We start from the raw sequence: 22,599 nt of genomic DNA on the forward strand, positions 1-22,599 counted from the left end.
ATGCGGGTTCTGATCGTTAAAACATCGTCGATGGGCGATGTACTGCATACATTGCCTGCGCTAACCGATGCGCAGCGGGCAATTCCAGATATTCAGTTTGACTGGGTGGTTGAAGAAGGGTTCGCGCAAATCCCATCCTGGCATTCAGCCGTTGACCGGGTGATCCCCGTGGCGATTCGCCGCTGGCGTAAAGCCTGGTTTTCAGCACCGATTAAAGCCGAACGTAAAGCGTTTCGCGATGCGGTGCGTTTACAGCAGTATGACGCGATAATCGATGCCCAAGGTCTGGTTAAAAGTGCCGCTCTGGTTACGCGTCTGGGGCGCGGCATCAAGCATGGCATGGACTGGAGCACGGCACGCGAGCCACTGGCAAGCCTGTTTTATAACTGTAAGCATCATATTGCCAGGCAGCAGCATGCCGTTGAACGTACGCGGGAACTGTTTGCGAAAAGTCTGGGGTATACCAAACCACAGTCGCAGGGCGATTATGCTATCGCGCAGCATTTCTTGAACAATCTTAATGCTGATGCAGGCCAATATGCGGTATTTTTACACGCGACAACCCGTGATGATAAACATTGGCCGGAAGCCAACTGGCGGGAGCTGATTGGCCAGTTACATAACGCCGGAATACGCATTAAGCTGCCCTGGGGTGCCCCTCATGAAGAAGCGCGCGCCAAAAGGCTGGCTGATGGTTTTAACTACGTCGATGTCCTGCCGCGGATGAGTCTGGAAGAGATCGCAAGTGTGTTAGCGGGGGCAAAGTTTGTCGTGTCGGTGGATACAGGGCTCAGCCATTTAACCGCAGCGCTGGATCGCCCGAACATTACCCTGTATGGCCCAACAGACCCTGGGCTGATTGGTGGGTATGGGAAGAATCAATACGCACAGCAGAGTCAATCCGGTAATTTACAGGATCTCGATGCCAGCAGCATCAACGCATCATTGCTTGATATTAATTTGCTTTAACTTTAAGAGATGAACCATGCTTTGCCAAAACATGTTTTCTCGCTTTATCGATAATACAAAAAACAACCCATTTAATTTTCTATATCAGCTATTTTACACGGGGATCCTTGTCACCCTTGCGATGGTGCTGGTCAATCCCGATGAGGCACTGAAGGTATTTATTGCCTGTGCGGCCCTGTCTCTGCCGTTGATTGGCAAAAATATAAAGTATGTGCTCGGCAACAAAAAAAATCTGATCTTGCCTTTTATGCTGTTGCTTTTTGGCTTAGTGCAAATTATCTGGGTGGACATCTTTAAGCAACCCGGATCTGCCTTTACCGGCGCCTACCGTTCGTATCAGAACGGGGGTAAAGTCATGATCTTTGCCGCACTGGTTCTCACCGCGTTAACCTCGCGAGCACCCAGCGAAACCAAAACCCGTGTCACCAGCATCTGGGTTATTGTTACGGCAATTGGCCTGTATCTTTTTGCAGGCTACCAGCTAGCCGGTGCCCCTAATCCTTTGGATTATCGTGTTGCTCTCGGCTTTGAGCACCAGACTGGTACCGCTTATGCGCTGACATTGATTGGCTTATTGGCATCTCAGGCCATTATCAACCTGCGTATAAAACATACCGTTTCACTGTATCTGTTACATTTCTTAATATCGCTGGCGGTTATTATTACCACGCAAACTCGGGCGGCTATTTTGGTATACCCGATCCTGAGTATCAGCCTGTTTCTCATGCACCATCGTCACAACCGTATCATGTTGTTCAAAGCATTATTGGGCTTCGTGATACTGGTAGGGGTAGCGTCAATTCCGCTTAAATCAATTATTGAAAATCGTTACCAGAACATGATGGTCGATTTGCATTCCTACAGCCAGAACAATAGTAATACCTCTATTGGCGCGCGACTTGCAATGCAACGAGCAGGTATTGAGGCAGGGAAAGTACATCTCTGGGGGCAGTCACTTGAACAACGTGGTGCAGAAATTCAGCGTCTTACTGTGCAAGATACCTCTCTGCAAGGGGCGCTTGAGTTCCTTAACGTCCATCTGCATAACGAAATCGTTGATACCTTTTCGCTGAAGGGCATCCTTGGGGTGATTGTGCTACTCTTGCTCTATACTGCCATGTTCTTAAGGGCTTACTGGCAACGTAGTACCCTGCTATTCGTTATCTCAGGTGCTATAGCTATCTATGGCTTGAGTGATTTATTATTATATGCCAAAGGTGAAGCCTTGAGCAGCATATTAGCATTATGTGTAGTAGCAATGCTGGTGCCAGATCCAACGAGGGAACGATGCCATGATTAACACTTCAGGTTATTTGTTGAGCATTATTATACCTACATACAACAATGCTGATTTCATCACAGCTACGCTGGGGTCTATCCATCAGAGCATTACTGACGAAGTGGAAGTAATAATTGTTAATGATGGCTCAACAGATTTAACGGAAGAGCGCATCAAGGCATTTTATCGTGAGCATAGTTGCGACAACGTTAAATATATAAACCAAAAAAATCAAGGCGTTGCAATCACTCGTAACGTTGGGCTTGCCCATGCAACGGGAAAGTATATTGGTTTTATCGACAGCGATGATATTATCTGTAAGGATTACTTCACTATTCTCCTCCCTAAACTGAAAGAGGAAAAATATGATATCGTGGAATTCAACTTAACCAGGGATATCAACAATCTGTATCAGAATAAATCTGGTACAAAGCATGCTTTAGCCCAACACGAAATCATTTTGGCCGGTGATAACTACGCCCCCCTATTGCCAACTTTTCGAGCCGGGCAATGGCATCTCATGACAAAAATTTTTCACCGCGACGTCATTGGCAACGATCGATTCGAAGAAAATCGTCGATATGAAGACATGATTTTCTGCCCCTTTCAATACTTTAAGTGTCATTGCATATTAAAGATTGAGAATAAACTATATTACTATCGGGTAAATGAAAAAAGCATTACCGAAAATATTATTGATAGCGATGCGGACAGTATCTTCTTTGCTATGCGAAAAATGTATAACTATGTAAATGAAAATAACGAGAAACGTACCGTCGCCACTTTAATGATCATCAATTGTTTTCTGGAAGGCCGCAAACTTTTACGTAAAAAGAAAGGCTACTATCGTTATAATGAAAGTATGTTAAATGACATTCAGAATGCGCTTGCGTGTTGCGATAAGAAAATCGTTAAGAACAAAATTATCCTTAAGATGAAATATCCTCATATCGATCGCTCAATTTCTGAAATTAGATATAAAATGCTGTCCGCTTGCAAAAATTTATTGTTTCGAAAGGGATTTTAACATGTTTGATAAAATCGACCGCGTTCTTATTTGCAAGCTAAAATTTTATGGTGATGTTCTGTTAACAACACCTGTCATTGCCAGCATTCAGGCTCGTTATCCTTATGCTAAAATCGACCTGCTTCTTTATAAGGATACAAAATCAATTTTGGCAGCAAATGATAGTATCAATGATTTTTATCTCATTGAGAAAAAGAAAGGCATTTTAGATACAGTAAAAAATTATCTTTCAGTGCGTCAACAGCTCAAAAAAAATCACTACGACCTAATCGTTAACCTTACCGAGCAATGGCCGATTGGCGCTCTTGTTGCCTCCTTACGTCGCCCCTCAATTGCATTTAAACGTGATAAGAAACAATGGAACAACCTTTTTTCACGTGTTACACCGCTGACCGGTACGCACATAGTTGAACAAAATCTATCCATTCTAAAGGGTATTGGGTTTAGCGAAGCAGATCTGAAAAAAGAGATGTCACTGCACTATCGCCAGGATGATTACCAATATTTGGTTTCCCAACTTCCGGCACTCCCTTCACAAGAATATGTCGTTATTCAACCTACTGCCAGACAAGAATTTAAATGTTGGGATGATGATAAATTTGCCCATGTGATTGACTATCTGCATCAGCGTGGCCTGCATGTTTACCTTACCTGTGGGCCAGCGTTTAGTGAGCAACAGCAAGTCCAGCGTATTGCTGAACAGTGTCAATCGTCACCTGACCTGACACTGGCAGGTAAAACAACCTTCCTGCAATTGGCTGCGTTGATCGACCATGCAGTTCTTTACATCGGGGTCGATTCTGCGCCTATGCATATGGCGGCAGCGTTAGGAACACCACAGGTCTGCCTGTTTGGCGCTACCAATTATCAGCAATGGAGACCATGGTCAGATAAAGCCGTGTTGATTTGGGCTGGCGATTACCATCCAATGCCTTCCAGAGATGAACTCGACAGGTCAAAAAAATATTTAACATGGGTACCAGAACAAGCTGTGATTGACGCTATCGATATGGTACTTCATGATAGTGGCAATAATAAAGGCAATGAGAAAGCATAAATGGACAACAAAAATAACGTTATTAATATTGCTTACTGTACAGATGCCAACTATCTGGAATATGTAGCAGTGTCCATTATGTCCGTCATAATGAACAACCCAGGACAAGACCTGTCATTTTTCGTTTTTGTCTATGACGTCACTGATGAAGAGATTGATAAGCTACGCTCCACCAGTGATAAAATTCAGGTTATCAATATTGATAAAGAAGAGATTGAAAAATATAACAATGACTTTGCAATCAAACACCTGAACCGTTCAACTTATATGCGCCTTGCCGTTCCGCGCTTACTGAAAGATAAAGTTGAGCACTTTATCTATTTAGATGCCGACACTCTGTGTTTTGATAAACTCAATGATATTAACAGTATTGATATCAGTAACGTCATTTGCGCAGCCAGCCACGACTCGCTCGATATCCATGATACAAAAAATGCCAAACGCCTAGGTCTCAGTACAGGTCATTACTTCAATGCCGGTTTTTTGTATATTAATATCGCGAATTGGATTAAATTCGACATCGAAAACAAAGCAAATACTGTACTATTTGAACAGGGAAAATATCTACCTTACTTTGATCAAGATGCTCTAAATATTGCAATGGATGGCAACGTCAAATTTATTGATAATCGATGGAATTTTTTGTTTAACTGGTTTAACGATCAACAGAAAGATAGCTTCTTCTATCAAAAAGATAACCTGCCACGCATTATCCATTTCACCGGTGGAAGAAAGCCATGGTATAAAGAACACACAGGGCTTTCACAGCAGCTGTATCTTTTCTACCATCATTTCACACCATGGCAGAACACAGAAATGCGCTCTTATGCCCCGCGAATGAGGCCTACTGATTATCGGGTTTACTCGCGTCAGGAAGCCAAAAGGGGAAATTACTGCGCTTCGATCAAATGGTATATGAAATATCTCAAGACAAAACTGCGCTAAATAAAAAACTCCCTTTCGGGAGTTTTTTTACTTACTTTGTAACTTTGCACGTAAATAGCCGATATAGCTAATTATTGAAGCGAAATATTTTCCTTGTAGCCTTTCATGCCGTGATTTCTTTTTATACTGTTTTGGCGTTCTGGCTGGCAGCAAGGGAACATCCGCCCAAGGGGAGGCTTTCCATGCCTCAACAAAGTACACTGCAGAAGGGTAGTTAGCCCAGGAATTCCATGGTTTTGTGACACCAACATAATGAATAAGAATGGTATCTTGCGTAATATATTCTTTATACAGTGACAAATTCTTACTCTTTAATTCTTGTTTAATACCATAAATAGCATTGAATTTTCTCGGTAAAAATATCACTTTATCCAAAAAAATAATATTTAGAACATCTTGATCAGGGAAAGAAAGTTTCTTGCTCTTATCTAAGAGGATATCAAACGCTGCATTAATAAAATCCTGCTCTTTCCACTTTCTTAGATTTGCATAAATAACGCCTGAATTAAAATACTCACTGTTTTTCTCGATATCTCTGGCAGGACTGTCATCAACATCTTTCACTACAGCGGCAACATGATTACTAATATTAATTTGAGTCAATTCAAGGAGTGAACCTTTACACATAACATCAGCATCAATGTATAAAATCGAATCTATCTTTTCACCAAGATACTCAAAAGCTATGAATCTAAAATACATTGCATGCGACCAGGCATGACCGCTCGGTAATATTTTTAGGCCATCAGAATCCATGACATAAATCGAGATATTCGCAGAATATCGCTCTGCTAACTTTGCAATTCTTTGCTGATAGTCTTCATCCAAATAATCGGTAAAAAGGTGAAAATGTATATTTAACCCTTTATTATGTAACAGTACTGATGTCATCGAGATCGCAGCACCAAACATAAAATTCTTATCCACTCCCCAAGCAATGTTGAGTTGTGCATTTTGTTCGGTCGGCACTTGATTAAAATCAAGTATTTTCTTTATAGACTGATGACAATCAAATTTCATTCGCTACACCCATTTAGTTTTACTATCACAAGTTGCTAATTTTAATATCAGTGTATTTTAGAGCTTTGTATTTTACTCTTTATATACATAACATGGCTAAGTACCGATCGAATATATTTTCGCTGCACTTTTTCATGCCTCGATTTACGTTTATATAACTTCGCCGTATTTGCATTCAATAAAGATTTTTCCGCCCATGCGGATTTCTGATATGCTTCAATAAAAAATTTAGCTACTGGATATTTAGCCCATATATGCCATGGTTTTGTTACGCCGACATAATGAATTAACACTGTATCATCAGTGATATAATTTTTGTAAATCTCATCATTCTTATTTTTCAGTTCCTGATCAACACCATAAATACAGTTAAAGTCTCTTCTCAGGAAAATCACATTACCGACAAATAATATATTAAGAACATCTTGATCAAAATAAAGAAGCTCCTTTTGGCGCTTTTCTAAAATAGAAAAGGCTTTAGTTAGTAGTTGTTGCTCTCGCCAGACGACCAAGTTGGCAAACACCACGCCAGAATTAAAATATCCATTACTCAACTCAGGAATACCAAGTCTGGTACCGGATTTAATACGCACTTCATCAATATCATTGATTACAGCGGCATATTCCCCACAAAAATTAATTTCAGTAAGTTCTCGCAAAGAACCTTTGCAAACCACATCGGCATCAAGGTACAGCACTGAACTAAGTTCAGTGCTTAAATACTCAAATGCAAAGTAGCGATAATACATTGCATAGGTCCAGGCTTTAGTGCTCGGTAATTTTCGAAATGCAGTATTATCGAAAACCAGAACCGTCACCGTAGTACTGTACATCTGCGTCAGTCGTTTTACACTTTCCAGATAGTCATCATCGACATAGTCTGTTGCTATATAGAAGTGGATATCAATATCAGGGTTATTTACCAGCACTGAGGTCATCGAGATGCCAGAACCAAATAAAAAATTACGATCAACACCATACGCAATATTTAGTTTTTTGTTCTTTTCGTGCGTAGAACTGTCAATCAAATGCTTTTGAATAATTACTTGCTGAAAATCGATGTTCATAGTGCAATGGCCTCAAAATTAATATGTACTTTAGAGCGCTTTTCTTATTGTTCTCTGTCTGATTTTTTGCGCTTTCGTAACGGCTTTTTCAAACAACTTAACTTCCTGACGGAAAATTTCACGTAGCGGCATGGCAAAGTAAACACGTAAAAATCGATAGATATCTCTTGATGTCAGCCCGATTTCAAGTGATGAGAAATAGAGCCCAATCAAATCTTTATTGCGCCAACGGCGAGGTACATGTTGGCGTATTTGCGCACGATGCAGATCGATCACCGATAGTTTAATATCCTCAATTTTTGAGGGCATAGGTTGTTGAAGCAAAAAGTGACAGATATAACAGTCACGATGGTTCACCCCACCACGATGCATTTTACCCACCATTTCTGCCACGCGGGTGATAATGGTCCGTTTTAATACAAAATTAGGGCGTTCAACACTCCAACTAGCGCAAAAATCTTCGAGGCTGATAGCAGGAGAGAGATCTTCAGTGATAATAAATGACGTACGCTCTAATGGATTCAGTCCTTTCTGTCCAAACGCCACACCGGTCATGGTATCAACATTCAACGCTTGCAAACGATGAATAGCTAACCACTCTCGATCGGCCCCCAGCACTGGCATACGTAACGAAATCAGGTTTTTCACCACTTCTTTGAGCGTGGTTCCATGATGATATTTAAGAAAATATCCTTTCCCCATCATCTCAAAACGTAGAGTACGTCGCGTTTCCAACGCACGAAAAACCTCACCATCCAGTTTAGCGACTTCTGTAAACGGATCTTTTCCCTGCCACTGCGTGGCAAAGGGTTCTTTTAATTCAATCATTCTCAATGCCTAAAATGATGTCTGCAGCCCTGTCAGCCAGACTATAGAGATCTTCTGTATCAGCAAAATGCCGTGCATTGCCGGCCCAGCGACTTCTTTGCTCATTGTTTTGCAACGCATCGAAAAGTGCTGAATTCAAGTTGTTCTGCTCAAACGGTTCGGGAATAACCACGCCACATTGGGCAGCATTGATATAGTCAGCATACCCGCATACCTCCGTGGTTAACACCGGCAACCCTGCAACGACTGCCTCTAATAAGACAATCCCAGCAGCTTCCTGAACAGCAGGATGCAGTAACAAATCCGCAGCAGACATCAATTCGGAGATATCATCCCGCCCCGAGAAAAACTGTACTTGTTTTTCAATACCCAATTGGCGAGCCTGAGCACGGTAACGATCTGCTTTATCCTGACCGACGACCATCAACCGCGTACGCTGGCGTAGAGGTTCAGGCAAAGACGCCAGAGCCTGCAATGTACGCAGCACACCTTTACGCTTGAAATCTGAACCTACCTGCAGAAGGAAGAACTGATCGAGACCAATATCATTTTTTTCCCTGACAATCTGTCTACTGTTTTCAGGCTGCTGGCTGTACTTTCGGTCAGGGTAAATACCCGGTGGTAAAATACGAAAACGTGGATTCTCGGTATGATAATGACGTTTAAAATCGCCAATTTGTTTGTTGGTTAACATCAGTAATGTGGTATGAGAACCTTGCTGAAATACCGCCTTTTCAAACGAGGCATAATGGCGATAACGCCGCGTCAGCTTGTAAAAAAAACCTTTTTCACGGGCAACTTTTTCGGCATAACAGACATCGGCTGCATAATACACATCCAGCCCAGGCATTTTATTAAAACCAACAACACGATCAACAGGATGTTGGCTAAAATACTGTTGAACCCATTGATGATATTGCTCATTTTTCCCATGATTTGTTCTGGATGTAACTGGAACGAGTATAATTTCCAAGCCTTCAGGGCGCTCCCCCTGCCATTGTTGGGTAAAGACCTGAACATGATGTCCCCGTGCAGCAACCGTCTGCGCAACCCGCAGAAAATCACGCTGCAATCCACCATAAGGAAAATACTTGTACAAACAAAAAGCAATGATCATGCATTAATATCCGCATCGTGTCGCCAGGCATACCAAGCCAGATACATAAGGGGACTGTAATCCTTACTTGCGCTACCCAAAGATTACTCCACATGCTTCGGCCGCAAACTACCAGAAATTGCGCAATAGTATATCATTGATTATCACTCAATCCGAACTGAATGTTTTTTGAACAAAAAAATTAAATTTAATATAAAAAACAGATACATAATATAAATTCAATTTCATCGTAAAAGTCGTATCGCACGAGAAGTTAAGCCCTAATATTGGAAGCAGGTGTTTTTTGAAACGACCGCCAGGCATAACAATGCCTTGTCAACACAAGCGTTTTGGTACAACCTGGATAAAAATGATGGTAAAGCCACAGTTAAATACATAGAATCCCCAGCACATCCCTAGGTTAGCCACTATTATGCTCGAATTGCTTTACACCGCCCTTTTCTACCTTATTCAGCCCTTGATCTGGATACGGCTTTGGGTGCGCGGTCGTAAGGCTCCGGCCTACCGTAAACGCTGGGGTGAACGCTACGGGTTTTATCGTCGTCCGCTAAAGCCAGGCGGCATCATGCTGCATTCTGTGTCCGTGGGCGAAACACTGGCGGCGATCCCATTAGTCCGCGCCCTGCGACATCGTTATCCGGACCTGCCGATCACGGTTACCACCATGACACCAACCGGCTCAGAGCGCGTCCAGTCTGCATTTGGTACTGACGTTCAACACGTCTATTTACCTTACGATTTACCCGATGCACTCAACCGTTTCCTGAACAAAGTTGACCCCAAACTGGTGTTAATCATGGAAACCGAGTTGTGGCCAAATCTGATCGCGGCACTCCACAAACGTCATATTCCTCTGGTCATTGCTAATGCCCGACTTTCCGCCCGCTCGGCCGCAGGCTACGCGAAACTGGGTAAATTTGTTGGCAGATTACTACGTCGTATTACGTTGATTGCCGCACAAAATGAAGAAGATGGTGCACGCTTTATTACGCTTGGTGCAAAGAGCAATCAGGTGACCGTCACCGGCAGTCTAAAATTTGATATTTCCGTCACCCCGCAGTTGGCCGCTAAAGCGATCACGTTACGTCGCCAGTGGGCACCACATCGCCCGGTATGGATTGCTACCAGCACACACGATGGTGAAGAAAGCATTATCGTCGCCGCGCATCAGGCATTATTAAATCAGTTCCCGAATCTGTTACTGATTCTGGTTCCACGACACCCGGAACGTTTTCCGGATGCCATTAACCTCGTACGCCAGGCTGGGCTAAGCTATACCACACGGTCCTCGGGAGAAGTCCCGTCTTCAGGTACTCAGGTGGTTATTGGCGATACGATGGGCGAACTGATGCTGCTGTACGGCATTGCCGACCTGGCGTTCGTCGGCGGCTCACTGGTTGAACGTGGGGGTCATAACCCATTAGAAGCTGCAGCGCATGCGATTCCCGTACTGATGGGACCACATACCTTTAATTTTAAAGATATTTGCGCCCGACTTGAGCAGGCAAGTGGATTGATCACCGTCACCGATACCACCACGTTGGTGAAAGAGATCTCGTCGTTGCTGACCGATGCAGATTATCGTAATTTCTATGGTCGTCATGCAGTTGAAGTTCTGTATCAAAACCAGGGCGCGCTACAGCGTCTGCTGCAGCTGCTGGAACCTTACCTGCCACCCAAAACGCACTGAGGGTTGTCATGCAAAAACGGGCAATTTATCCAGGAACCTTCGATCCCATTACTAACGGCCATATCGATATCGTGACGCGTGCAACAAGCATGTTCGATCACGTGATTCTGGCGATTGCCGCAAGTCCCAGTAAAAAACCGATGTTTACTCTGGAAGAGCGTGTTGAGCTGGCACAGCAGGCAACGGCGCATCTCGACAATGTCGAAGTACTGGGGTTTAGCGACTTAATGGCAAACTTCGCCCGCGATAAACAGGCAAATGTTCTGATTCGTGGGCTGCGTGCCGTGGCAGATTTTGAGTATGAAATGCAGTTGGCGCACATGAATCGCCACCTGATGCCGCAGCTGGAAAGCGTCTTTTTGATGCCTTCCAAAGAATGGTCATTTATCTCATCATCGCTGGTTAAAGAAGTCGCCCGCCATCAGGGGGACGTGACCCACTTTTTACCGGCGAACGTGCACCAGGCGTTAATGGTCAAGCTGAAGTAAAGGCGTTATCTACGCTATTTCTGGCAGCGACGGCAGTAGAATGTCGTTCGCTGTGCATGTTTTGTCGCAACGATCGGCGCGCCGCATGCACGGCAAGGCTCACCTTCTCGCCCATAGACTTGCAACTCCTGGGCAAAATAGCCCGGCTTGCCGTCACTTTGCAGAAAATCCTTCAGCGTCGTTCCCCCTTGCTCGATAGAGCGAAGCAAAACCGCCTTGATAACGCGCACCAACAGCTCACACTCAGATACCGACAGCGACGATGCCAGGCGGTCAGGATGGATACCAGCCGCAAACAGCGACTCGCTGGCATAGATGTTGCCAACCCCCACCACTAACTTGTTGTCCATCAGCCAGGGTTTAATCGCCGTTTTCTTCTTCGCGCATTTCTGCTGGAGATAACTGGCGTTGAAATCATCGCTCAGCGGCTCCGGGCCAAGATGCGCGAGAACATTGTGTCCCGCCAGTTCTTTGGTCCATAGCCACGCCCCAAACCGCCGGGGATCGGTATAGCGTAGGACTTTGCCATTGCTCATCACCAAATCCACATGGTCGTGTTTTTCTGCCGGGCGTTCTTCAGGAAGAATACGTAAACTGCCTGACATGCCCAGATGAATGATAATCCAGCCATCCGCTAGCTCTAAAAGCAGATACTTCGCACGACGTTGTACGCTAAGCACAGGCTTATCACTAAGACGATAGATTTCTTCTGATACCGGCCAACGCAGACGCCCATTACGCACAATGGCGTGCAGAATCGTTGCCCCAACGAGATGCGGCTCAATACCACGGCGACTGGTTTCGACTTCAGGTAATTCAGGCATAGCATCTCCGGCGGTGTATCAGGTCTCATTAATATGGGGACGACCAGAAAACAAAAAACCCCGCCGAGGCAGGGTTTTTCTTTACATCAAAGTGAAAATTATTTGATTTTCGCTTCTTTGTATAAAACGTGCTGACGGACAACTGGATCGAATTTTTTCAGTTCCAGTTTTTCCGGCTTAGTACGCTTGTTCTTCGTGGTGGTGTAGAAGTGACCAGTACCAGCAGAAGAAACCAGCTTGATTTTCTCACGAATACCTTTAGCCATGATTTATTTCCTCTTAGTACTTAGTACTTTTCGCCACGGGCACGCAGTTCAGACAGAACTGTTTCGATGCCTTTCTTATCAATAACACGCATACCTTTAGCAGATACACGCAGGGTGACAAAACGCTTCTCGCTCTCAACCCAAAAACGGTGAGAGTGCAGGTTAGGCAGGAAACGGCGTTTAGTCGCGTTCAGTGCGTGGGAACGGTTGTTACCGGTCACCGGACGCTTGCCAGTAACTTGGCAGACTCGGGACATGTCTATTCTCCAAAAATCAAATTAGCTCGAGCTTCGTATGGGGTATTGGCGCCTCGTCAGGCTTCTCAGCCCGGTTATCGCAGTTCAATACACTCAATCTTTCATACTGCATCAACGTTGGATACCGAATGAATGATTTCGTATATTTGCGAACTCTCGATTGCCAGGCCCAAATGCCAAACCCGAGATTCTCAAAGGTGGCGTAGTATACGCTGAGTCAGCGATGTGCTCAAGTCCCGAACAGACAAAGATCCCGATGGATCGCGTAAAGTGCGTTAAATCCAACCGCGTTCCGCAAAAGAAACGTACTCTCCGCGCCCAATTACTAGATGATCAAGCACCCGGACATCCATGAACTGACAGCATTTCACAACACGCTCGGTGATAAGTTTATCTGCTTTACTCGGCTCTGCACACCCCGAAGGGTGATTATGCGCAAGGATCAGCGCCGACGCATTCATTTTTATCGCCTCACGGACAATTTCTCGCGGATGTACCTCGACATGGCTGAGCGTGCCAGAAAAAAGTGTGCTGTGTTTAATCACGCGATGCTGAGCATCAAGAAAGATCACCAGAAAGATCTCTCGTTCCTCTTGCGAGAACTGGCTTTGCAGAAACTCACGCGCCATTTCGGGACTCAGTAGCGAACGTTCTTCCATCACGCGCACGTTGTAGTAACGCTTTGCCAATTCGGCAATACCTTTTAGCTGGGCATACTTCGCCACGCCAATACCCTGAACCTGGCTGAAATCCATGTAATCGGCCGATAACAGACCATACAGAGAACCAAAATTTTGCAGTATCTCTTTTGCCAGCGTCAGGACATCTTTCCCTCGCGAACCGGTACGTAAAAAAAGAGCCAATAGCTCAACATCCGTCAGCGAATCAACCCCCAGAGCCATCATTTTTTCCCGGGGCATCGAACATTCCATCTCTTCCATGCTTCTCCTCCCTTAGCCCGCGAATGGTTACATAACACCCGCCATGAAGCGACGTCCTGTTTTCACTTCTTCGTGACGCCTCGCAAAGTGCTTCCCGGCAAAAGCACGTCGCATTGAGGATTGTGATAAAATATCCGCCTTCTGGTGAAATCCAACAGGAAAGATCATGATGAGCCTGGCCGGTAAAAAAATCGTAATTGGTGTCAGTGGCGGTATTGCTGCATACAAAACCCCCGAGCTGGTACGCCGTTTACGGGAACGTGGCGCAGACGTCCGCGTGGCAATGACCGAGGCGGCAAAAGCGTTTATTACGCCCCTGAGCTTACAGGCGGTTTCGGGCTACCCCGTTTCCGACAGCTTGCTTGACCCCGCAGCAGAAGCTGCGATGGGTCATATTGAACTCGGGAAATGGGCCGATTTAGTTATCCTGGCCCCCGCCACGGCTGATTTGATTGCGCGCGTTGCCGCTGGCATGGCCAACGATCTGGTGTCAACGATCTGCCTGGCAACGCCTGCGCCTGTTGCCGTCTTACCGGCCATGAACCAGCAGATGTACCGAGCCGCCGCAACACAGCACAATCTCGGCGTTCTCGCGTCACGTGGCTTGCTCATCTGGGGACCCGACAGCGGCAGCCAGGCCTGTGGCGATGTTGGCCCTGGCCGTATGCTGGATCCGTTAACCATTGTGGATATGGCGGCGGAACATTTTTCACCTGTCAATTCCCTGCAACATCTCAACATCATGATTACGGCTGGCCCAACACGCGAGCCGCTTGATCCGGTGCGCTACATTTCTAACCACAGTTCCGGAAAGATGGGTTTCGCCATCGCCGCTGCGGCAGCAAAGCGCGGCGCTAATGTCACGCTGGTGTCAGGTCCCGTGTCATTAGCCACGCCGCCTTTGGTGCAGCGTATTGATGTCGTTACGGCGCTCGAAATGGAAGCTGCCGTGCAATCAGTCGTACAGCAACAGCATATTTTTATCGGCTGTGCCGCCGTCGCTGATTATCGCGCAGAAACCGTAGCCCATGAAAAAATCAAAAAGCAGGCGACGCAGGGTGATGAATTCACAGTAAAAATGGTCAAAAACCCGGATATTATCGCCGGGGTTGCCGCACTCAATGCTAATCGTCCTTTTGTCGTTGGGTTTGCCGCCGAAACAAATAATGTGGAAGAATATGCCCGGCAAAAACGTATCCGCAAAAACCTTGATGTGATTTGTGCAAACGATGTTTCACTATCTACTCAAGGATTTAACAGCGACAGCAACGCATTACACCTTTTCTGGCAGGATGGAGATAAAGTCTTACCGCTTGAGCGTAAAGAACTCCTGGGCCAATTATTACTCGACGAGATCGTGACCCGTTATGATGAAAAAAATCGACGTTAAGATTCTGGACCCACGCGTAGGGCAACAATTTCCGCTCCCGACGTACGCCACCTCTGGCTCTGCCGGACTTGACCTGCGCGCCTGTCTTGATGACGCCGTAGAACTGGCTCCGGGCGCGACGACGCTGGTGCCAACCGGGTTAGCCATTCATATCGCCGACCCTTCGCTGGCGGCGGTAATGCTTCCACGCTCCGGGTTGGGCCATAAGCACGGTATCGTCCTCGGCAACCTGGTCGGCTTGATTGACTCCGATTATCAGGGCCAACTGATGGTATCTGTCTGGAACCGTGGCCAGGGCAGCTTCACTATCGAGCCGGGTGAGCGTATTGCACAGATGGTCTTTGTGCCGGTCGTGCAGGCTGAATTTAATCTGGTGGAAGAATTTGAAGCCACCGATCGTGGCGAAGGCGGCTTCGGCCATTCCGGGCGCAAGTAACCCGTAGAGAAGTATCCCACAGCGTAATAACGCAATAACATACCGCAAACCGTCGTTTGCGGTCGCTGTGTGGATGCCTGCCTGGCAAGTGCTTATTTTCAGGGGTATTTTGTAACATGGTAGAAAAGCAAACTGCGAAAAGGAATCGTCGCGAAGAAATACTTCAGTCTCTGGCGCTGATGCTGGAATCCAGCGATGGAAGCCAACGCATTACGACAGCAAAACTGGCAGCCTCTGTTGGCGTTTCCGAAGCGGCATTGTATCGCCATTTTCCCAGCAAGACCCGCATGTTCGATAGCCTGATTGAGTTTATCGAAGATAGTCTGATTACCCGTATCAACCTGATTTTGAAAGATGAAAAAGACACCGGCGCACGCCTGCGTCTGATCGTGTTGCTGATTTTAGGGTTCGGTGAACGTAACCCAGGCCTGACGCGTATTCTGACCGGTCACGCACTGATGTTTGAGCAAGATCGTCTGCAGGGCCGCATTAATCAGTTGTTTGAACGCATCGAGGCCCAGCTGCGCCAGGTTCTGCGAGAAAAACGGATGCGTGAAGGTGAAGGTTACGCCATGGATGAAACGCTGCTGGCCAGCCAGTTACTGGCTTTCTGTGAAGGTATGCTGTCTCGTTTTGTGCGCAGCGAATTTAAATACCGTCCAACGGACGATTTTGACATCCGCTGGCCGCTGATAGTCGCACAATTGCAGTAATCGCTGATTGCCCGGTGGCGCTACTACGCTTACCGGGTCTACAGAAAGTGCGTAGGCCGGATAAGCGTAGCGCCATCCGGCAGTTCTGATTATACGCCGTACGTTTCGCGATACGCCCGCACTGCGGCCAGATGTTCCGCCATCTCCGGCTTCTCTTCCAGATACGCAATCAGGTCTTTCAGGGTAATGATTGAAATGACCTTGCACCCATAATCACGCTCCACCTCCTGGATAGCGGAAATCTCACCACGACCCCGTTCCTGACGATCGAGAGAAATCAGAACCCCAGCTAACATCGCACCATTCGCCTGGATTATCTCCATCGACTCACGAATCGCCGTACCGGCGGTGATCACATCATCCACCAGCATCACACGGCCCTGCAATGCGCTGCCGACCAGGTTACCGCCTTCGCCGTGGGTTTTCGCCTCTTTACGGTTAAAGCAGTACGGCAAATCTTTATCGTGGTGTTCTGCCAGCGCAACGGCGGTCGTTGTGGCAATAGGAATACCTTTGTACGCCGGGCCAAATAGCAAATCGAAATCAATACCGGAATCCACTAGCGCTTCGGCATAAAAACGGCCTAACAGTGCCAGGTCACGCCCGGTATTAAACAGTCCAGCGTTGAAGAAATAGGGGCTCTTACGCCCGGATTTCAGCGTAAACTCGCCGAACTTTAGTACCTGCTTGCTAAGCGCAAACTCAATAAACTGGCGCTGATACGGTTTCATGGATTCGCTCCTCATCTCACTTTATAACAGACAAAAAAAAGGCGACTCATCAGTCGCCTTTAAAATTAATTTTCTAACGCCGCCTTCTGCGTCGTTATGATGGATTCAATTCCCCCTCGGGCCAGTGCCAGTAGGGTGAGAAGTTCTTCATGGCTGAACGGTTCGCCTTCCGCCGTGCCCTGCACTTCAATAATGCGACCGTCTTCGGTCATCACCACGTTCATGTCGGTTTCTGCCGCAGAGTCTTCAACGTACTCTAAATCGCAGAGCGCTTCGCCATTCACAATACCCACGGACACCGCAGCAACCATCCCTTTCATTGGGTTGGTTTTCAGCTTACCGCTGGCAACCAGTTTGTTCAGCGCATCAGCCAGCGCAACACAAGCACCGGTAATGGATGCAGTACGGGTACCGCCGTCCGCCTGAATCACGTCGCAGTCCAGGGTGATGGTGAATTCGCCAAGCGTTTTCAGGTCAACGGCGGCGCGCAGCGCACGCGCGATCAGACGCTGAATTTCCATGGTACGGCCGCCCTGCTTACCTTTCGCCGCTTCACGTGCGTTACGGGTATGAGTCGCACGCGGTAACATGCCATATTCTGCGGTGATCCAGCCTTGCCCCTGGCCCTTCAGAAAGCGCGGCACGCCTTCATCAATCGAAGCGGTGCACAGTACTTTGGTATCACCAAATTCGACCAGCACGGAGCCTTCAGCGTGTTTTGTATAATTACGGGTCAGGGTGACGGGACGCACCTGGTTGGCACTACGACCTGCTGGACGCATGATAAAATCTCCGGCTTGAAACGAATGTGGCTGCGCATTATACGGAGTTCCGACGGTTATTCCTATCCTGACAAGACATGGATGGCTATAATCCTCCCATCTCATCTTCAAAAACAGGAACGTCTATGATCCGCAGCATGACCGCCTACGCCCGGCGTGAAATCAAGGGTGAATGGGGTAGCGCTACCTGGGAAATGCGCTCGGTAAACCAGCGTTATCTGGAAACCTATTTTCGCCTGCCGGAACAGTTCCGTAGTCTTGAGCCTGTTGTACGCGAGCGCATCCGCACGCGTCTGACACGCGGTAAAATCGAGTGTACGCTGCGTTTTGAGCCTGATGCCAGCGCGCAAGGTGAGTTGCTCCTGAATGAAAAACTCGCTAAACAGCTCGTCACCGCCGCAAATTGGGTCAAGATGCAGAGCGATGAAGGCGAAATTAATCCGGTTGATATCCTGCGCTGGCCGGGTGTCATGGCGGCCCAGGAACAAGACCTGGACGCTATTGCCGCAGAGATCCTTGCCGCGCTCGATGGCACGCTGGACGACTTTATTGTCGCACGTGAAACCGAAGGCCAGGCGCTAAAAGCGTTAATCGAACAACGTCTGGAAGGCGTCAGCACCGAAGTGGCGAAAGTCCGCGCGCATATGCCGGAAATCCTGCAGTGGCAGCGTGAACGTCTGGTTGCCAAACTCGAAGACGCACAGGTTCAGCTGGAAAATAACCGTCTTGAACAAGAGCTGGTGCTGATGGCGCAGCGTATCGATGTGGCGGAAGAATTAGATCGTCTGGAAGCTCACGTTAAAGAAACCTACAACATCCTGAAGAAAAAAGAGGCGGTCGGCCGTCGTCTGGACTTTATGATGCAGGAATTCAACCGTGAATCGAACACCCTCGCCTCTAAATCCATCAATGCCGAAGTGACTAACTCAGCCATTGAGCTGAAGGTATTGATCGAGCAAATGCGCGAGCAGATTCAGAACATCGAATAGGTCATCTCCTCACGTAGCCCGTCGATAAAATGGCGGCGCTACGCCTGCTTTTCAACTATCCGCTTATTTTATCGCCACTTCGAATTATATTTTCTCATCATCTATGCTCAGTTTATAAAGCTTAAAGTGCATACCATCTGGCATGCTTAGTAAATTCGCATTAGCTGTAGTTATTAAAACTACTTCACCTTAGAAAATCTCAATCGTGACAACGAGCACAAATCGCTAACCTTAGCCCCCAGGAAATCAGGGGGAATACATGCTGTTACACGTTTTATACTTAATTGGCATCACTGCTGAAGCCATGACGGGTGCACTGGCGGCAGGCCGTCGTCGCATGGATACATTTGGCGTTATTATTATTGCCACCGCGACAGCCATTGGCGGCGGGTCCGTCCGTGATATTCTTCTCGGCCATTATCCTCTCGGCTGGGTGAAACATCCTGAGTACGTCATTATTGTGGCGACCGCCGCGGTGCTAACCACAATTATTGCTCCCGTCATGCCCTACCTGCGCAAGATTTTCCTCGTACTGGATGCACTAGGCCTGGTGGTGTTCTCGATTATCGGCGCACAGGTTGCACTTGATATGGGACATGGACCAATCATTGCCGTTGTAGCAGCAGTCACCACCGGTGTCTTTGGTGGCGTATTGCGCGATATGTTCTGCAAACGCATTCCGCTGGTGTTCCAGAAAGAACTGTATGCCGGGGTGTCATTTGCCGCTGCCGTACTGTACATCGTGCTACAACATTATGTTTCCAATCACGATGTGGTCGTTATCTCCACCCTGCTATTCGGCTTTACTGCGCGATTATTGGCGCTGCGCCTGAAGCTAGGGCTGCCGGTGTTCTATTATCACCATGAAGGTCATTAAGGCATAAATCCGGTAACGCGCTGAGCGGCTAACCAGTTACTTAGTGCGTTGACTTGCCGATTATCCCGCCATTGAATCACCTGCCTGGCACGACGCTCCCCCGTGGAGGGAAGCTGGCGCCAATGGCTCTCATCGCACGCCTGTAATTGCCGCCAGGAACTCTCGTGACTGGCGTTAAGTGTTACCTGTGTTAACGGTATGCCCATGGCGATTAGCCAGCGAGTAAAAGGACGCTGCCGTGACAGATTGAATTGATGCCACAGCTTCTCTCCCTTGCTTACCCCAAGCGCGGACTGTAATTGCTCTGGGGTTAATGCCAGCCAGGAAAAGATATGTTCAAAGCGATACGCCTGATGGAGTTCCCGCCACCCCGCCTCGCCGATACCCTCAAGATCCAGCACCTCTTTTGCACTCAGCCAGACCAGTCGAGCAACAAACTGTTGCTGACACTCAGGCGTGGCATAAAAACAGGTCAATGAATTGAAGTGCCCCTCTGGGGGCGTAGGTTTAGTACGTTGAGTGCCGCGCCAGACAACTTCATCGATGCGAGGAATGCCCTGTCCGGCCAGGCTTATCAGGAGGTGATCTCCTGGGGCAATATCCCATTCATTCCAGCGCCTTACAGAGCCGACATTGACACGCTGCACCCGTTTATCATCCAGCATGACAGGTGCCAGTATTGCGACCACGGCAATTTTCCCACTTTTACCAACAGAAAACTGAATATCCATGACCTCGGACACGCGAGCGACCGGAGAATATTTCCAGGCCACCACCCAATCGCCCTGTCCGGGTAACCAGTTTCGTGCTGGCGGCTCTTTTGCCATGCGCACCACCACACCATCCGTCACGAAAGGCAATGTGGAAGTCCACCAATGTGTACGGGCGCGCTCCACCTCATCTGCATTATTCACGGGCTGAGTATAGTGTTGCGTAAAACCGAACCCCGCATCAGCGAGCAGCGTGAGTCTTTCCTGCATCGCCTCTGGGCCATCAGGCCAGGCCCAGATGAAAACAGCCAGGGAGTGTAGTGACTCTGAATTATCCTGACGCATCAGCATTCCTGCCACCTTCGAGCGGGCGTTCATTCCGCCTCTCTTTTGCTGGATATGCCCCTCCTGCTGTAGAAATATTTCACCCTGTAAGGTGCTGTTCGCCAGCAGACCTTTAGTTGTCTGCGGTATGGAAGGGATCCGACGAACCTTCTGAGTCCAGTCTTCCCCTTTAAGTCCATTTCCGCGACTAATCGCCCTGACAAGACTGCCATCCTTATAAACCAGCGTCACCGCAACCCCATCGACCTTCGGTTGTACCCATACATCGCTGCGGTTACGTAACCATTGCTGTATCGCGGGTTTATCTGCAAGTTTACGGACACCGGTATGGGGAATGGGATGCGATATCGTCCCGCTAATCGGTGGGGCAGGCACCTCGGCTTGAGGCTCCTCATCAAAACAGCGCTGCCACTGCCGTAATTGCGCATTGAGTTGGTCATAAACGCCATCGTCTACAGCACTGACGCCCTGCTGCCAGTAGCTGGCATCCCACTGGGTTATCTGCTGTTGTAGCTGTGAAATTTCCTCATGAGCCCTGGCTGGCGACCAGACCGGGCACACAGCCCATACGGGTAAGTGCCCTAGCAGCAAAATCAGCACCATGTATTTCCTTATTGCCATCACTACCTCCGCTGTAGGTTGTATTACGCGGCAGGTATAGCGCGAAGCGGCAGAGAATCCGAGTGGTAAAAAGCCATCCTGCAAGGTGCTTTCCGGTCATTTTTACTTGTTGCAGCAACTCTGCGATAAAACAGGAAAAAGATACGCAAAACGCAATAATCCTGCGCAAAAAGTGTGACAAAGACTACGTCGTATAGCGGCTACGTGTATAATAAGCCCGTATGTAGGCTCTCTTTCGACAATCACATACATAAGATACTCATGGCTCAAGGCACGCTTTATATTGTTTCTGCCCCCAGTGGCGCGGGTAAATCCAGCCTGATTCAGGCTTTATTAAAGACCCAACCGTTGTATGACACCCAGGTTTCTGTTTCGCACACCACGCGCGCACCGCGCCCGGGGGAAGTGCATGGTGAACACTATTTCTTTGTGAACCATGATGAATTCAGGACCATGATTGGCAGAGATGCGTTTCTGGAACACGCAGAGGTATTCGGCAATTACTACGGCACCTCGCGTGAGGCAATTGAGCAAGTACTGGCATCGGGCGTAGATGTCTTTTTAGATATCGACTGGCAAGGTGCGCAGCAAATTCGTGAAAAAATGCCGCATGCACGCAGTATTTTTATTTTGCCGCCTTCTAAGATTGAACTGGACCGTCGCCTGCGTGGGCGTGGTCAGGATAGCGAAGAAGTGATCGCAAAACGTATGGCACAAGCTGTTGCAGAAATGAGCCATTACGCCGAATATGATTATCTGATTGTGAATGATGATTTTGATACTGCCCTGGGCGATTTGAAAACGATCATTCGCGCCGAACGTCTGCGCATGAGCCGCCAAAAGCAGCGCCATGACGCTTTAATCAGCAAACTGTTGGCAGACTGAACCCACATTCAGTATCATGCCCAGTCATTTCTTCACCTGTGGAGCATTTTAAGTATGGCACGCGTAACTGTTCAGGACGCTGTAGAGAAAATTGGTAACCGTTTTGACCTGGTACTGGTCGCCGCGCGTCGCGCTCGTCAGATGCAGACAGGCGGAAAGGATCCGCTTGTACCAGAAGAAAACGATAAAACTACCGTAATCGCGCTGCGCGAAATCGAAGAAGGTCTGATCAACAACCAGATCCTCGACGTGCGTGAGCGCCAGGAACAGCAAGAGCAGGAAGCCGCTGAATTACAAGCCGTTACCGCTATTGCTGAAGGTCGTCGTTAATCACAAAGCGGGTCG

The 22,599-nt window shown here is 47.6% G+C and carries 25 protein-coding genes; 14 read left to right on the top strand and 11 right to left on the bottom strand.

The genetic code is table 11. The annotated features are described in order from the left end of the window. Genes rfaC through FDX22_RS29125 form a run of 5 tightly spaced genes read left to right on the top strand, consistent with a single transcriptional unit; the run spans position 1 to position 5,277 of the window. On the top strand, positions 1–969 hold the full coding sequence (rfaC, locus tag FDX22_RS29105; protein WP_146718161.1) for a lipopolysaccharide heptosyltransferase RfaC: 969 nt from the start codon (positions 1–3) through the stop codon (positions 967–969). Between the two features lie 16 nt (positions 970–985). After that, positions 986–2,269, top strand: coding sequence for an O-antigen ligase (locus tag FDX22_RS29110; protein WP_181624867.1), 1,284 nt, complete (start codon positions 986–988; stop codon positions 2,267–2,269). Then, positions 2,262–3,275, top strand: a complete 1,014-nt coding sequence (locus FDX22_RS29115; protein WP_146718162.1) for a glycosyltransferase family A protein — start codon at positions 2,262–2,264, stop codon at positions 3,273–3,275. Before FDX22_RS29110 ends, FDX22_RS29115 begins: the two co-directional genes overlap by 8 nt. 1 nt (position 3,276) lies before the next feature. Next, positions 3,277–4,332 carry a lipopolysaccharide core heptosyltransferase RfaQ gene (gene rfaQ / locus FDX22_RS29120; protein WP_146718163.1) on the top strand — a complete coding sequence of 352 codons (1,056 nt, stop codon included), beginning with the start codon at positions 3,277–3,279 and terminating at the stop codon, positions 4,330–4,332. Beyond that, positions 4,333–5,277: a glycosyltransferase family 8 protein gene (locus FDX22_RS29125; RefSeq protein WP_146718164.1), complete on the top strand. Its 945-nt coding sequence runs from the start codon at positions 4,333–4,335 to the stop codon at positions 5,275–5,277. 27 nt (positions 5,278–5,304) lie between these two features. On the opposite strand, the gene FDX22_RS29130 is transcribed toward FDX22_RS29125, so the two are convergent. From FDX22_RS29130 to FDX22_RS29145, 4 genes are read right to left on the bottom strand one after another with little or no spacing between them, the layout of a single operon-like run. After that, positions 5,305–6,297 (bottom strand): glycosyltransferase, encoded by a 993-nt coding sequence (locus tag FDX22_RS29130; RefSeq protein WP_146718165.1) that lies wholly within the window; start codon positions 6,295–6,297, stop codon positions 5,305–5,307. A gap of 47 nt (positions 6,298–6,344) precedes the next feature. Then, positions 6,345–7,364, bottom strand: coding sequence for a glycosyltransferase (locus FDX22_RS29135; RefSeq protein WP_146718166.1), 1,020 nt, complete (start codon positions 7,362–7,364; stop codon positions 6,345–6,347). A 30-nt stretch (positions 7,365–7,394) separates the two neighbouring features. Next, positions 7,395–8,192, bottom strand: coding sequence for a lipopolysaccharide core heptose(I) kinase RfaP (rfaP, locus tag FDX22_RS29140; RefSeq protein WP_146718167.1), 798 nt, complete (start codon positions 8,190–8,192; stop codon positions 7,395–7,397). Beyond that, positions 8,185–9,309 (bottom strand): glycosyltransferase family 4 protein, encoded by a 1,125-nt coding sequence (locus FDX22_RS29145; RefSeq protein ID WP_135911216.1) that lies wholly within the window; start codon positions 9,307–9,309, stop codon positions 8,185–8,187. Before FDX22_RS29145 ends, rfaP begins: the two co-directional genes overlap by 8 nt. A gap of 412 nt (positions 9,310–9,721) precedes the next feature. On the opposite strand from FDX22_RS29145, the gene waaA reads away from it, so the two are divergent. Further along, entirely contained in the window at positions 9,722–10,999 is a 1,278-nt protein-coding gene (waaA, locus tag FDX22_RS29150; protein WP_115257166.1) for a lipid IV(A) 3-deoxy-D-manno-octulosonic acid transferase, read from the top strand. 8 nt (positions 11,000–11,007) lie between these two features. Further along, positions 11,008–11,487 carry a pantetheine-phosphate adenylyltransferase gene (gene coaD, locus FDX22_RS29155; RefSeq protein WP_115257165.1) on the top strand — a complete coding sequence of 160 codons (480 nt, stop codon included), beginning with the start codon at positions 11,008–11,010 and terminating at the stop codon, positions 11,485–11,487. Positions 11,488–11,501: 14 nt separating this feature from the next. Here coaD and mutM read toward each other — a convergent pair whose 3' ends face one another. The 4 genes from mutM to radC form a co-directional block, all read right to left on the bottom strand. Then, on the bottom strand, positions 11,502–12,311 hold the full coding sequence (gene mutM / locus FDX22_RS29160) for a bifunctional DNA-formamidopyrimidine glycosylase/DNA-(apurinic or apyrimidinic site) lyase (RefSeq protein ID WP_115257164.1): 810 nt from the start codon (positions 12,309–12,311) through the stop codon (positions 11,502–11,504). A gap of 98 nt (positions 12,312–12,409) precedes the next feature. Beyond that, positions 12,410–12,577, bottom strand: coding sequence for a 50S ribosomal protein L33 (rpmG, locus tag FDX22_RS29165; RefSeq protein ID WP_003024094.1), 168 nt, complete (start codon positions 12,575–12,577; stop codon positions 12,410–12,412). 20 nt (positions 12,578–12,597) lie between these two features. Then, complete coding sequence (rpmB, locus tag FDX22_RS29170) at positions 12,598–12,834, bottom strand: 50S ribosomal protein L28 (protein WP_003024071.1); 237 nt, start codon at positions 12,832–12,834, stop codon at positions 12,598–12,600. Positions 12,835–13,109: 275 nt separating this feature from the next. Then, positions 13,110–13,775, bottom strand: coding sequence for a DNA repair protein RadC (radC, locus tag FDX22_RS29175; protein ID WP_096759076.1), 666 nt, complete (start codon positions 13,773–13,775; stop codon positions 13,110–13,112). A gap of 169 nt (positions 13,776–13,944) precedes the next feature. Between radC and coaBC the strand changes: the two genes are divergently transcribed. From coaBC to slmA, 3 genes are all read left to right on the top strand, one after another. Beyond that, entirely contained in the window at positions 13,945–15,165 is a 1,221-nt protein-coding gene (gene coaBC / locus FDX22_RS29180; RefSeq protein WP_115259885.1) for a bifunctional phosphopantothenoylcysteine decarboxylase/phosphopantothenate--cysteine ligase CoaBC, read from the top strand. Next, positions 15,143–15,601 (top strand): dUTP diphosphatase, encoded by a 459-nt coding sequence (gene dut / locus FDX22_RS29185; RefSeq protein ID WP_186805491.1) that lies wholly within the window; start codon positions 15,143–15,145, stop codon positions 15,599–15,601. Before coaBC ends, dut begins: the two co-directional genes overlap by 23 nt. A gap of 116 nt (positions 15,602–15,717) precedes the next feature. Further along, a complete protein-coding gene (slmA, locus tag FDX22_RS29190; protein ID WP_096759074.1) occupies positions 15,718–16,314 on the top strand; it encodes a nucleoid occlusion factor SlmA in 597 nt (198 codons plus the stop codon). 89 nt (positions 16,315–16,403) lie between these two features. On the opposite strand, the gene pyrE is transcribed toward slmA, so the two are convergent. Together pyrE and rph are read right to left on the bottom strand one after the other, a co-directional pair. Further along, entirely contained in the window at positions 16,404–17,045 is a 642-nt protein-coding gene (gene pyrE, locus FDX22_RS29195; RefSeq protein WP_115257162.1) for an orotate phosphoribosyltransferase, read from the bottom strand. Positions 17,046–17,110: 65 nt separating this feature from the next. Then, positions 17,111–17,827, bottom strand: a complete 717-nt coding sequence (rph, locus tag FDX22_RS29200) for a ribonuclease PH (protein WP_115257161.1) — start codon at positions 17,825–17,827, stop codon at positions 17,111–17,113. A 125-nt stretch (positions 17,828–17,952) separates the two neighbouring features. Here rph and FDX22_RS29205 point away from each other — a divergent pair, with 125 nt between their 5' ends. Together FDX22_RS29205 and FDX22_RS29210 are read left to right on the top strand one after the other, a co-directional pair. Continuing rightward, a complete protein-coding gene (locus FDX22_RS29205; protein ID WP_096759071.1) occupies positions 17,953–18,816 on the top strand; it encodes a YicC/YloC family endoribonuclease in 864 nt (287 codons plus the stop codon). A 259-nt stretch (positions 18,817–19,075) separates the two neighbouring features. Next, complete coding sequence (locus tag FDX22_RS29210) at positions 19,076–19,693, top strand: trimeric intracellular cation channel family protein (protein WP_096759068.1); 618 nt, start codon at positions 19,076–19,078, stop codon at positions 19,691–19,693. Here FDX22_RS29210 and ligB read toward each other — a convergent pair. Then, positions 19,690–21,369, bottom strand: a complete 1,680-nt coding sequence (gene ligB, locus FDX22_RS29215; RefSeq protein WP_146718168.1) for an NAD-dependent DNA ligase LigB — start codon at positions 21,367–21,369, stop codon at positions 19,690–19,692. The two genes, FDX22_RS29210 and ligB, sit on opposite strands and share 4 nt — an antisense overlap. A 261-nt stretch (positions 21,370–21,630) precedes the next feature. Here ligB and gmk point away from each other — a divergent pair, with 261 nt between their 5' ends. Beyond that, positions 21,631–22,254: a guanylate kinase gene (gene gmk, locus FDX22_RS29220; RefSeq protein ID WP_005122601.1), complete on the top strand. Its 624-nt coding sequence runs from the start codon at positions 21,631–21,633 to the stop codon at positions 22,252–22,254. A gap of 54 nt (positions 22,255–22,308) precedes the next feature. Then, positions 22,309–22,584 carry a DNA-directed RNA polymerase subunit omega gene (gene rpoZ / locus FDX22_RS29225; RefSeq protein ID WP_002442542.1) on the top strand — a complete coding sequence of 92 codons (276 nt, stop codon included), beginning with the start codon at positions 22,309–22,311 and terminating at the stop codon, positions 22,582–22,584. Positions 22,585–22,599: the final 15 nt, after the last annotated feature.

The sequence above is a fragment of the Citrobacter sp. TBCS-14 genome (assembly GCF_005280805.1).
Classification (GTDB): domain Bacteria; phylum Pseudomonadota; class Gammaproteobacteria; order Enterobacterales; family Enterobacteriaceae; genus Citrobacter; species Citrobacter gillenii.